Origin of the sequence: Corynebacterium amycolatum SK46 (assembly GCF_000173655.1) — a bacterium.
GTDB lineage: Bacteria > Actinomycetota > Actinomycetes > Mycobacteriales > Mycobacteriaceae > Corynebacterium > Corynebacterium amycolatum_A.
Map to the genome: position 1 here is coordinate 1 of NZ_ABZU01000018.1, position 12,734 is coordinate 12,734.

General features: G+C 55.9%; 8 protein-coding genes. 7 read left to right on the top strand and 1 reads right to left on the bottom strand.

The genetic code is table 11. The annotated features are described in order from the left end of the window. The 7 genes from CORAM0001_RS11290 to CORAM0001_RS09520 form a co-directional block, all read left to right on the top strand. The coding region (locus CORAM0001_RS11290) for a VaFE repeat-containing surface-anchored protein (RefSeq protein WP_157752554.1) at nt 1-2,964 on the top strand (2,964 nt) is incomplete at its 5' end. 9 nt (nt 2,965-2,973) lie between these two features. Continuing rightward, nucleotides 2,974-3,729 carry a class F sortase gene (locus CORAM0001_RS09495; protein ID WP_005511695.1) on the top strand — a complete coding sequence of 252 codons (756 nt, stop codon included), beginning with the start codon at nt 2,974-2,976 and terminating at the stop codon, nt 3,727-3,729. Between the two features lie 175 nt (nt 3,730-3,904). Next, nucleotides 3,905-4,264 (top strand): hypothetical protein, encoded by a 360-nt coding sequence (locus tag CORAM0001_RS09500; RefSeq protein ID WP_005511660.1) that lies wholly within the window; start codon nt 3,905-3,907, stop codon nt 4,262-4,264. A 669-nt stretch (nt 4,265-4,933) separates the two neighbouring features. Next, nucleotides 4,934-6,568, top strand: a complete 1,635-nt coding sequence (locus tag CORAM0001_RS09505) for a SpaH/EbpB family LPXTG-anchored major pilin (protein WP_005511681.1) — start codon at nt 4,934-4,936, stop codon at nt 6,566-6,568. Between the two features lie 237 nt (nt 6,569-6,805). Beyond that, a complete protein-coding gene (locus tag CORAM0001_RS09510; protein ID WP_244262057.1) occupies nt 6,806-7,819 on the top strand; it encodes a class C sortase in 1,014 nt (337 codons plus the stop codon). Further along, a complete protein-coding gene (locus CORAM0001_RS11295; RefSeq protein WP_005511692.1) occupies nt 7,812-8,741 on the top strand; it encodes an isopeptide-forming domain-containing protein in 930 nt (309 codons plus the stop codon). Before CORAM0001_RS09510 ends, CORAM0001_RS11295 begins: the two co-directional genes overlap by 8 nt. After that, the gene (locus CORAM0001_RS09520; protein ID WP_005511663.1) at nt 8,741-11,980 is read left to right on the top strand and encodes a SpaA isopeptide-forming pilin-related protein; all 3,240 of its coding nucleotides are present in this window, start codon (nt 8,741-8,743) and stop codon (nt 11,978-11,980) included. The genes CORAM0001_RS11295 and CORAM0001_RS09520 overlap by 1 nt, the downstream gene beginning before the upstream one ends. A 107-nt stretch (nt 11,981-12,087) precedes the next feature. Here the strand turns inward: CORAM0001_RS09520 and CORAM0001_RS09525 are convergent, their stop codons facing one another. Further along, nucleotides 12,088-12,720 (bottom strand): trypsin-like serine protease, encoded by a 633-nt coding sequence (locus tag CORAM0001_RS09525; protein ID WP_005511676.1) that lies wholly within the window; start codon nt 12,718-12,720, stop codon nt 12,088-12,090. Nucleotides 12,721-12,734 lie beyond the last annotated feature (14 nt).

A 12,734-nucleotide genomic window follows, 5' to 3' on the forward strand; every position in this document is an offset into this window, starting at 1 on the left:
TCTCCAATAATTGCGCATGCGCAGGAGGCAGAAGACACTGGCGAAACCCTGACGATTCAGAAGATTTTGAGTGTTCCTGGAACCGTTAAGGGTGTTGAAGCCAATGGAAATGTCCGTGATTTTGGGCCACTCATTGCGGCATTTGACGAGGCTGCAACTCCATTTGGTAGCCACAAAATGGGTTACTGCATTGAGGCCAGCGTCGCCGGTGATCTTTATGACACCGGTCGTGTGCAGAACTTCAGTCAGTTCTCGCGCAGTACAGATACCAATAACAAGCTGCGGAACGACTTTGACCGATACCGGAAGCTCAACTGGATTGCGCACCACGGTTCTCCAGCTGTTGGTTTGGATGAACTGGGGAAGGCAGCTGGAGTTAAAGGACGTCTGAATGTGCTGGACGCCAATAACGCAACTCAATTCGCTCTGTGGCACTTCTCCGATGACATTGACTTCTCCCAGGGCATTCACAACCCATCGACGAAGGCTGTCTACGACTACCTCACTGGTCCGGCTAACGTCGGTCAGGACACCGTCGACGGTACGAACCGCACTGGCTACATTTTCAACAATGGTAAGAAACAAGACATCATCGTGATTGATAATGTCACTCCGTCTTCCGGTGAAGTTCCGGCAGAGCCGACGAAGCCGTCTGAGCCAGAAAAGCCAACCGAGCCGGAGAAGCCGACTACTCCGACCACGCCTGCGGAGACCACGACCCCGTCCGAGTCGACCAAACCGTCCGAGCCAGAAAAGCCGAAGACGCGTAAGCCGTCGATTTCCACTCAGGCTCGACTGAACGGCAACAAGATTGTCGCGGGTGCTGTGGTTAAGGACATCGTGAAGTTCACTGACCTGGTTCCGGGTAAGAACTACCGCCTAGACGCCACCCTGGTGGACAAGGCCAATGCTGATCGCATCCTGGGTACCGGCAGCGTCGAATTCACTCCGGAGACCTCTTCGGGTGAGCAGGCTGTCATGATTACCGTCTCCGATGATGTAGATGAGCCGGTTTCCGCTGCTGTTGCATTTGAAAAGCTGACCTCGACAGAGGTCACCGCTGATGGACAGGACAACACCGATGGTCAGCGGGTAGAGATCGCCTCCCACGAGGACATTAACGACGCAGCTCAGACCGTTCACGGCGAAAAGCCGGAGCAGCCGTCGACCTCCGAAGAGACCCCGACGAGCGAAGAGACGACCGAGGAGACAACGGAGCCGTCGTCCAGCGAGACCGCTACTTCTGAGACCAGTGAGTCTGAGACTCCGACGACGTCGGAAAGCGAAGAGCAGCCGAGCTCTTCGACGACTACTCCTAACACCTCCGAGTCCACGAAGCCGGCCGCTCCGACGGAACCGACCGAGCCGACTGACAGCACTGAGTCGCAGACCACGGAACCGACCGAGCCGACTGAGACTACCGAACCGTCTAAGCCGAGCGAGCCAGCTGATACGCCGCTGGAGCCGGAGCTGCGCACGGTAGCCGAGCTTCAGGGCAACCGCATTGAGGCTAATGCCAAGGTTGTCGACACCGTGCATTTCGAGGGCCTGGTGCCTGGTAAGAACTACACCCTCTCCGGTGAACTGGTTAACAAGGCTGATGGCTCTGTGATTGGTCATGGCGAGGCGACGTTCAAGCCGACGTCGGCAAGCGGTACTGTGACTGTCACTCTTGAGGTGTCTGGCTCTGTTAAGACTCCTGTTGCCGAGGCTGTCGTGTTCGAGCACCTGACCTCTGATGAGGTTGACTCGACTGGTAAGGAAAGCGCTGGTCAGGTCAATGAGATCGCTGACCACGCAGACATCAACGACGCTAGCCAGACCGTGACCGGCGAGGTTCCGGAGAAGCCGGAAGACACCCCGACTGAGGAAAGCGAAACTCCGTCCGAGGAGACGACCGCACCGGAGACCAGCTCGACTGAGCCGACCACGTCCACGGTTCCGGCAACGCCGAGCGACGATGAGCCGTCCGAGCAGCCGGAGACGACACAGCCGGAAGAGCCGTCTGAGACGACAACTCCGTCTACGTCCGAGTCCGAAAAGCCGAGCAAGCCGAGCAAGCCGACTAAGCCCGCTCAGCCGAGCAAGCCGACTAAGCCCGCTCAGCCGAGCAAGCCGACTAAGCCGACTAAGCCTGCTCAGCCGGAAAAGCCGAGCAAGCCGAGCAAGCCGAGCAAGCCCGCTCAGCCGAGCAAGCCGAGCAAGCCCGCTCAGCCGAGCAAGCCGAGCAAGCCCGCTCAGCCGAGCAAGCCGAGCAAGCCGACTAAGCCCGCTCAGCCGGAAAAGCCGAGCAAGCCGAACCACCCGAGCACCCCAGCTCAATCTGAGGACAACCCAGCTATCACGACTACTGCCGGTATTGCCGGCAAGGGTCTGGTTGAGAAGGGTGCTGTCGTCATCGACACCGTGCACTTCACTGGCCTGAAGCCGGGCACGAAGTACACGTTGACCGGTGAGCTGATGTGCAAGGAGACGGGCAAGTCCACTGGCGCTAGGAGCCGCCTGCACTTTGTGCCGACGGCATCCGCCGGCACGGTTGATGTTCCGATCATCATCACCGACGGCGACTGCGCTTCTCAGGTTGCCTTCGAGACTCTGACCGATGCCAATGGCAAGGAAGTTGCTGTCCACAAGGACATCAACTCTGCGGAGCAGACTGTCACGAACGGCAAGACCCCGGAGAACACGCCATCTGAGCATCCAAAGGATGAGGGCAAGCAGAACACGCCTAACGACGATTCCTCTGCACCTACCAGCGACTCTGCCACCCCGACCACTGTGATTAATCAGCACTCGGAGCAGAACAACACCAACGTCACCATCATCGGTGGCACTGGCCAGGATAAGCAGAAGAACCACGGAAAGCCGTTGGCTCCGAACTCGGAACGACGTGCAATTAGTTCGGTTCCGTCTGGCCCGACCGGTTTGGCTACTCACGCTCTGCCGACGGTAGCCACCAACTAAGGAGATTCCATGACTGATCAGTTTGGCTCGGACGAGACCGGCAAGGAACCTGGAAACACACCAGGCATCGAACCGGAAACCGAAACTGGCGCACTCGACCACGTTGATCCGTTTGACCAGGCCGAAGACCCGGCCGACAGCCAAGTCGAAGACCTGCAGGACGTGCCTTGGTGGAAGCAGCCAAGGGTGTATATCGCCGCTATCGCATTAATCGGCGTTATCGCTCTGCTGGTGATTGCCCAACTGCACCGCAATGATTCGGCGCTCGAAGGTGCGCAAGAGAATCTGCCCACTCCAGCACAGGGTTCTCGGGGAGCTGTGCACGAGATGGAGATGCTCATTGACGGTAAGTCGGCTCCGATTGATTTCGTTCAGCTGACTGATCAGGGATCTCTGATTCCTCCGACCGACGTTTCGCGCCTGGGCTGGTATTCCGCCTCCGCGATTCCCGGTGAGAAAGGTGCTGCTGGATCGTCCGTCATTACCGGCCACGTCAATGAGGTGGACCAGGGCGATGGTTACGCTGCACGTTTCGCTGACCTGAAGGCTGGTGACACTGTCACGGTGAAGGTAGATGGCGAAAGCCGAGACTTCACCGTCAGCAAGGATCCAATCCAGGTGGTCAAGGGCGCCCAGATGCCCGAGGCTGTCAACGACGCAGTTGGTGAGAACCGCTTGGTCCTCATCACCTGCGGAGGCGAGTTCGTCGGCGGCACCTTGGGTTACGCCGACAACATCATCGTCGAGGCCACTCCAGTGCGCTAATCCAGTGCGCTAGATCAGAGCACTAGGGCGCTGGGGCTCAGCCTCAACTAGTTGACCAATTTCATTGGCTGTGGCTGTTGAACGCCGTCGAACAACGGCGGCGCCGGCAGTCGCAGAAAAACACAGAACAAATCTGCAGAAACCCTGCAGAAACACAGAAGATAAGGAAGTACCTATGAGCATGTTGAAGAAAATCGGTGTCTGGGGTGTGGGCGCACTCGTGCTTGCCGCTCCGGTTGCCACTGCCGCACAGGCAGTAGCTGCACCTGCAAACTCTGCTGACACTGCAGTTGTCGCTCCGGGCAAGGGTGGGTTCCTCCACTCGGGCAAGCTAGCCGTCAACCGCTACGTCTTCGAGCTTGAGCACCGCGATGGCAAGGACTACGTCAACATCACCTTCACCGGCGATCACAGCGCTGACGTGCAGATCATGCCGGATGGCATGACCCCTGAGGGCAAGAAGAAGGTCGATCAGATTGGTGACGTTCTCAAGCTCAACGGCTACAACGATGTTCACTACTGGGCGGTTCTCTAAACGCCTCTTGTGACGCCACAGCGCGCCCCGTGTCGCTTACTGCCTCTGTGCTTTACAGGTCCTAGCACAGGGTGGTGCACCGCGGGGCGTTTTGCTTCAAACGGTTTTTGCTTTCGCTTACCGACGATGCTGTGACAGCAAACACAAGAAGGTTGATAAGTCCTCATTTTCCCGGCGTGCTCTGCGGCGGTAATGGTTAGACATAGGAGCCATCGCTATAGGGCAATTGCCTACCCCCATTTTTGGGTGGGTTTGATTGTGTGGGGAATTGAGAGGGGTTTGGCCGCGATTGGAAAAAACCGCTGTGACCTCGATAAAAAGATATTAATCTCTTGCAATTCTTATGTTTGTGTAGGTTTCTTGGATGCTTGGTTTGGCGGTGTGTAACCGTCGGGTATCGATTGGAAGTGAAACGAGTTAAGTTATTTATAAGCGGTTCACTGAGCGCTATTAACTGAGCGAGCAATGGGCTTGAACTGCAATGTTTCAGCCAGTAAACGTTAAGGTTCATAACGCTTAGGCTTAAAAGGTTAGACAGACTGGTCTTTCCCTTAAGGAAAATCTCAGTTTTGGCAAGTCGGGGAACGTTGGTGTCGCCGTCTGGAGTGAATCGCGAGACGTATTGAAGCGTGTCGCTTCATTTTGGACTTCTGTAAAGGACCTGTTTTCGTGAATAAGTTCTCTCGTACCGCCCGCTCGGTAACCTTCGCTGCCATCGTCGGTCTGTCGATGGGCGTCTCCGCCCCGGCTGCAATCGCTCAGGACACTGCCGTCAACCAGGCTGCCGGCAACTCCCCTCTGGTAAATAAGGACGCCAAGGGCTCGCTCACCATTCATAAGTTCGGTAACCCGACCAGCGAAGGTCAGCCGTCTGGTACCGAAGCTGACGTCCAGGACGTTATTGCCAATGGTGGCGAGAAGCTCGCAGGTGTCGGCTTCACCGTTTACAAGATCAACAAGACTGCAGATGGCGCTACCCCCATCGATGTCACCACCAACGAGGGTCTGCTGGCTGCTTCGAAGCTGAAGGCTGGCGAGTTCGCTACCGGTACTCAGGCAACCCAGGCTCTGATTGACAACGGTGTCCTCACGAAGGTCGCGGAGGGAAAGACCGATGGGGACGGCAAGTGGAACGTTGGCCAGGATCTGGCTCTTGGCGCTTACCTGGTCGTTGAGACCGGTCCGAAGGAAGGCTATGACCCGGCTGTTCCGTTCATCGCTTTCGTTCCGATGACCAGCAATGGCAAGGAAGGCGACGAGACTCAGGGCACCACCTGGAACTACGACGTTCACGCATTCCCGAAGAACTACAAGGACGAAGAGCCGACCAAGACCGTCAAGGACAAGGACCAGAACGCTGGCGACGAAAACCTGGTCTACACCGTCACCGGTACGGCTCGTCAGCTGAAGCCGGAGACCAAGCGCACCCAGTTCAAGGTCACTGACGAGATTGACTCGAAGCTGGAAATCACCAAGGTTGACGTCAAGATTGTCAAGGGCGATGGTTCGGAGCAGGTTCTGTCTACCGACGACGACAAGGACGGTAAGTTCTTCGAGGGCAACAAGGTCGATGTCGACCTGAAGCCTGAAGTTGCTGAAAAGCTCGTGGCCGGTGACAAGGTCGTCGTTACCATCACCACCAAGCTGAAGGCTGAGTTCAAGGAAGCTACCGACATCGCACCGAACACCGGTTTGGTCTTCCAGAACAACCCGGACGGTTCCGAGAACAGCACTCCGAAGGAGACTCCTGAGGTCAAGACCTACTGGGGCGGCCTGCAGTTCAAGAAGGTCGATGGCGACCGCAAGGGTCTGGAAGGCGCCGAGTTCCAGATCGTCCGCCAGGCTGCTGGCCAGAAGTGCTCCGACATTGACACCACCAAGAAGGATTCCTGGACTCCGGTAAACGGTCAGCAGGACGGCCAGGTTAAGACCACCTTCGTCTCTGGTCAGGACGGTATCGTCAAGATCACGGGTCTTCACGTCAACGATTTCGAAGACAATGCTGAGGTTGTCCAGGGCGAACAGTCGCACTACTGCCTGATTGAGACCAAGGCTCCGAAGGGCAAGGAGCTGCTGCCGGAGGCACTCGAGTTCAAGCTGGTTGCTACCTCGACTGACCCGGAGCGCGTCTACCAGCTGGCTTCCGTCCAGGTCGGCGCTAACCCAGGCGAGGTCGTTAACTCCGACGACACCACCCCGAACCTGCCGATGACTGGTGGTGCCGGTGTCGGCATCCTGGCTGCTATCGGTGCAGCTATCGTCGCAGCTGGTGCATGGTTCGCCCGCCGCGGTTCCAAGAACTAAACCCGAGTAAAGGCTCGGTCACTGGAGCGCTTTAGCTCCAGTGTTGAGGGAATAGCGTGCGTTCAACAGCGCACGCCATTCCTGTAGTTTGCGCATCACTGAAATTACTGTTGCGGCCTTTCGATGCGTTCTTTTTCAACAGCAGGCATCCTCATGCCTGTGAGAAAGAGAAAGGCCACATCCCTTTTTGATTGACTTCTTGGGAGTTTCTCCGTGGGTAAACACTCTGCGTCTACTCTGACGCGGGACGCATCAGCTGAGCAGCCTGAACAGTCTGAGCAGGCGAAAAAGAACAGCATGGTTCTCCCCGCAATTCTGGTGATTGTGGGTTTGCTTGTGATGCTGTACCCGGTTGTCTCCACGGCATTGAACAACTACGGCACCTCTAAGGCGGCCAAGGAGTTCGCCAAGTTGGAAAAGTCCGTACCCCAAGAAGTTAAAGATGAACAGTGGGAACGCGCTCACGCTTACAACGAGCGCCAAACCACCGGCCCGATTCTGGACCCGTGGCTTAACGAAGTTAATGACCACAACCCCGAGTACGCCGCTTATCTCGATCAGCTAAACGCTACCGACGTGATGGCGCGTCTGATTTTCCCAGAGATTCAGGCCGACCTGCCGATTTACCACGGCACCAGTGATGAGGTGCTCGCCAAGGGGCTCGGACACCTATACGGATCCGATCTTCCAGTCGGCGGTGTTGGAACCCACTCCATCATTACCGGTCACACCGGACTTACTAACGTAACGCTCTTCGATAACCTGCGGAAAGCAAAAGAGGGAGACGCCTTCTATATCCAGGTCGCAGGCCACAAGCTGAAGTACGAGATTGATCAAATCAAGGTTGTACTTCCGCATGAGACTGACGATCTTCGTCCCGTCGAAGGCCAGGACTACATCACCCTCATCACTTGCACTCCTTACGGAATTAACACGCATCGTCTGCTAGTGCGTGGTCACCAAGTGCCGATGGATCCGTCGGAAAGCAATATCTTCGACCAAACGCACGGGACTGGATGGCAGTGGTGGATGTATGCCCTGCTCGTAGCGGTGTTTGTGCTTGGCACAGGCTTTGCGTGGTGGCTCTGGCGCCAGCGCCTCGACGCCGACGAAGAGCTTGACGACGACGCCGAGAACGCGGACGTCGAGACTGCTGATGGCGACGCAGACAGCGATGAACTCGCTGAAGGCAGCGAATCAGCGTCCGAACTTAATAACAACACTTCGTGGTGGGAAAACGACAATGAATAAATATTTGACATCCACCTGGAACCGGATAGCTGCGTTCTTAGCTGCCTGCGCTCTGGTTGCAGTGATGGGTGCAATCGGCGCCAATGACGCCAACGCGGCCAGGATCGTTGGACGCGTGGACGCTCCGGGCGTCTCAGCAACGAGCGGCACTGACATTGTGCGAATTACCTTGAGCCCGGGAAACCCGGACGATGATAATTCGTCGGCATCGGGCTCTATTTCTGGCGTGACCATTCATCTGGAGCGCCTCAAGGGAATCTCACCGTCAAGCCCGCAGGACCGCGAGAAGGTGGAAAACGCCACCGCAGCTGAGCTTGCCGAGTGGCCGAAAGACCTCCACTTCAGCCAGGTCACTGACGAAAACGGCTCTGTTAAATTCAGTGATCTGCCGGAGGGTATCTATCTTGTGACCTCGACGGCTCCGAATGACAGTTACCGGGAGATCAACTCCTTCTTGGTATCGGTGCCGTTCTACGGTGCGGGCTATGACTCCACGCCGGTAGAGGGAGTCATTGTGGCGAAGTCGCATAAGCCGGGGGAGACGCCACCACCGTCGACGCCTCCGACGACTCCGCCGAAGACCCCTCCGACAACGCCACCGGGAACACCGCCGACTACGCCGGGAACATCGACCCCGCCGAAGACGCCTCCGACGACGCCGACAACTCCGACAACTCCGGGTAAACCGGGAACCTCGACGACAACGTCGACTACCTCTACGACACCTGGTGAGCCTGGCACTTCGACGCCTTCGGATTCGTCGGGTTCATCCTCAAGCTCGGGAAGTAGCGGACGGTCCGGTTCCTTGGCACTCACCGGTGTGCAGGTAGCAGGGCTGGTAGCCGTCGCTGCTGCACTAATCGGCGGAGGATTCGTCATCATCGCCGCTAGCAAAAAGAACTCAGAAAGTGGGAAGAACTAATGTTTTCGACAACATTCCGCTTGCCGGATTCAATGCGAACTGCGCTTCGCATGTTCTTGGCTGCTTTGCTAGCGGTAGCTCTCGTTGTCAGCGGTCAGGCTTTTGCTCCCACCGTGCCGCAGGCGCAGGCTCAGACGGAGGTTATTCCGACGTCTCCGCCGAAGTATGAGTTTAAGAAGATTAAGACGAAGCCAAATCCGGGCGATGCAAAATTTGAGTTCACTATTGATAGTGATGCGACGATTGACAGTCTCCAGTTCAATGTTGGTGGCTCAGGGCATCTTTTAACGTATGATTTGGTGGTTAATGGTAAGAGTATTGCTCCGCAGTTTACGACGAGTGATAGTTCTCGACCGGTGCCGCTTGAAGTTGTGCACAAGGGGCTGAACCAAACCGTCAAGGCGGGCGATAAAGTCAGGCTAGAGCTTTACTACGCTGCTCCGTCAGCAACAGGCAATGTATTCGTCACCCTTCGCGGTACTCCTGACGGCTCTACTGAGCCCACCGACCCGAGTGAGCCAACAGATCCGTCAACTGACCCGACGGAACCTACCAATCCTACTGACCCAACGGAGCCAACGGATCCGACTGAGCCCACTGAGCCGGAGAATCCGGAGCCAGAACCTGGAACGGTAACTCCCGCGGACCCAACCCTTGTTGATCCCGCGACTGCACCGGAGTGCGTGGAGAAGGCATACATCAATATCCCGGACACTAAGGGAGTTGATTACTACCTCAACGCAGAGAAGAAGCCGGCTGGCCCCCACGTCTACGAGCAGAACAAGCCAGGTACGGTCAAAATCACTGCGGTGGCACAGCCGGGGTTCAAGCTCGCTCCGAATGCACGTACCGAGTGGACCTTCAATCTGAGTGGCGAGGTAAAAGACTGTTCAGATTCTTCCGAAGACCCCAAACCACCGGCTGTCGACGGGCGTCACTTTGATGCCATCGGTCACGAGTTTGCAGTTAAAGCTGACCCAGTAGATCCGAAGAAGCCCAATGCCTTTACGGCTAAGGTGACTGAGGAATCTCACATGAAGTACGCAACCGTGCGTATCGAGACTGACGCGACCTTCTTGGATCCGCAGAAGTACAACCTCACTCTGGACCAGATCGAGCCAGGCGTGACCTTGCAGAAGCGCAACGTCAATATTGGCAACGGCTTCATCACTATGGAAGTCGTGCCGGTAAAGGATGGCAAGCCGGTTGACTCTGCCGTTGTGCCGAAGGATGCGGTATTCACCTTCACTAATAATCTGTCGCAGAACAAGAATTTGAAGGTCACTCTGGATGTCTACGGAGAGAAAAAGGACGAGCCAAAACCACCGGAGATTATCTCGCCACCAGATGGAGCCAAATGGGTGCATGGGCGAGTCCCTAACCCGCCGATGCCACAGCGTTGTGGTCTGCGTATTGCTGTAGTAGCAGACCTTTCGACATCGCTCCGTTACGCAGATACTGATGGTTTCGAAGCATCTAAAAAGGCCGCGAATGCATTTATCGATTCCCTGCAGGGCACTCCAGCCGAGCTCGGCATCTATAACTTCGCAAGTGACGGTCCGGCTAATCAGGCTGGAACGACACACGGTCAGAACCCACCATATATTTCAATGCTGTCGGAGCAGGGCGTCCAGCGAGCAAAGGACGTAGTTAAGAACTGGAGCTATAACGCAAATAACAGTGCTACGAACTGGGAAGCGGGCCTGAAGCAGGTCAAGGATAACGACTACGACGTGGTGTACTTCATCACTGATGGTATGCCCACGACCTCCTCGACAATCAAGAGCAAGGGCATCGGTGGTGAATTCGTTCAGGCTAGTGCTCTCAACGACGCAATCAAAGCATCCAACGAACTCAAAGCTGCCGGTACCCGTGTTGTGCCGCTCATGGTCGACCTGACTCTTGGCGGGCGAAGCAGCCAACGCCCCGTTGTAACGAATGATCTGGTGCTCAAAGACGCCAAGCGCATTGGCTGGCAAGCAGATCCGGGACAAGCCCCAGGCCTCTACTACAAAATTCGAAGTGATCACCCGAAGGCTTCGCACGCCAATTACATCAACACCGACACCATGGCGAATCTGAAAATGGCGTACGACGCGGCAGGCAACCAGGCCCTGCAGGTGTTTGAACGGATGCCTAATGGGAGGTTAAACACAGTTACTTCGGACATGTCTAGGTGGACCTACGGTGCACGTGGTGTCAAGACCATGGGCGAGGATATCTCGGGCACTGGTGACACGGTGAGGGTGTCTAACTACAGCAATCTTGCGGAACAGATGAAAACAATCGCCCAAGACGTAACCACACGATGCAACGGTGTAGTGAAGGTCAAGAAGAGGATTGTCGATGAAAACGGCAAGGTTCTCGAAGACGGTGCCCCTGGTTGGGAGTTCACCCTGTCCGCAAATAACAATGTCATCGGTTCTGGTAATGGCCCGTTAGTTCACCAGTCGATGAAGGTGACCTCCGGTTCTGAATCCGATAAGGGTACTGCATCGTGGAACATCGAAAGCGAGAGGGAACAGTCGCTGGTTCTGACTGAAACGCAGAAGCAGGGCTACACCTTGTTCCGTCGCGGTGACACCTTGGATTCCACCGGTGACTACAACGCCGTATGTACTCAAACCCGCGACGGGAAAACCTCACCTCTCAAGGTGGAAAATGTGGGCGAGTTTGGTTTCCGTGTAAAGATGTCGGAATCCAATAAGGTCCTGTCTTCCATTTCCTGTGTTGTCGATAACTACGAAGCGCCGGACACCAAGCCAGGCAAGCTGACCTTGGAAAAGGCGGAGTACGTCGATGGTGAGGGAGTCAAGATTCTACCGGGACTTGGTGGTGCAACCTTCGATATCTACCCCTCGGCTGGTGGGCAGCCGGATTACAGTGGAGGACCGGTCTACACCATCACGCCTGATCAGAAGTCAATTGAAATCACTGAGACTGGCACTTTCTACCTTGTAGAAACGAAGGCGCCGGCAGGACTTAGCCTGCTGCCAGAGCCAGTAGCTTTTGAAATCTCAATTGACCAAGAGACTAAGGAGTACACCATCTCGGTGGTAGGCGGCAGTAGCCCGCTTATCAAGGCCGAAGGCTCCGGCGAACTCATGATCATGCAGGTGACCGACACCAAGACCGGCAAGCTGCCAAAGACCGGTGGAAACGGCGTCCTTCTCTGGACACTGTTTGGTGCGGTAATCGCAAGCTGCGGTTGGTTCTGGACTCGCCGCCAGCAGTCCTAATAACAAGAATGGGTTCTGTGCAGTCGCCTGCACAGAACCCATTGGGCAGCACAAAGAACAAGACTCGCGTCCCACCCATCAGTAAGCCCTACGCAAACAAAGCCCTCTTACCAGGGTGAGTTAGCGGTGATGTATGAGCCAAGCTGCTGTCCGTTGCCATCGATGATGTTCCAGGTAGTTGAAACAACGCCGACAGCGCCTTTATCCGGAACCCATACTGGGCCTCCGGAATCGCCGCGTTGAGCCTGTACGTTTTGAACCTGCAGAGCGTTGTCCTCGGTTTGGTATGCCTCGCGATCAGCGGCTAAACCGCAGCTCACTTTCCCCGTAGTGTTTCCGTATATGCAGACTGTCTCGCCTGTTTGAACATCTGTTGGGGATAGAGTCGAATCGCCCGAATACAAATTCTCACCGGCAATAGCGGGGTCGTCAAGCGAGACAACTCCAATGTCGTTTCCTGTATCTAGTGAATGGTCATAGGTGGGAGACGGTTGGAATACTCCAATTTTCTGAAAGGTCCCATCCGTCACCGTGTCTCCATCTTGTCCACAATGCCCTGCTGTATAAATCTGAGAGTTGGTCTTGTCGACATAGCCAGCCGTACAGACACTAGCTTGCGGTCCATTAGCGTGAACGATGACAACTGGATCGCCTTGGTTAATGGTGGCGGCGTAGGCCGGTAGCCCGGTTGTAGCCGTGATAACGGCAGTGACAGTGAAAATCCATGAAGGTCTATTCATGGGGAAATCTGCTC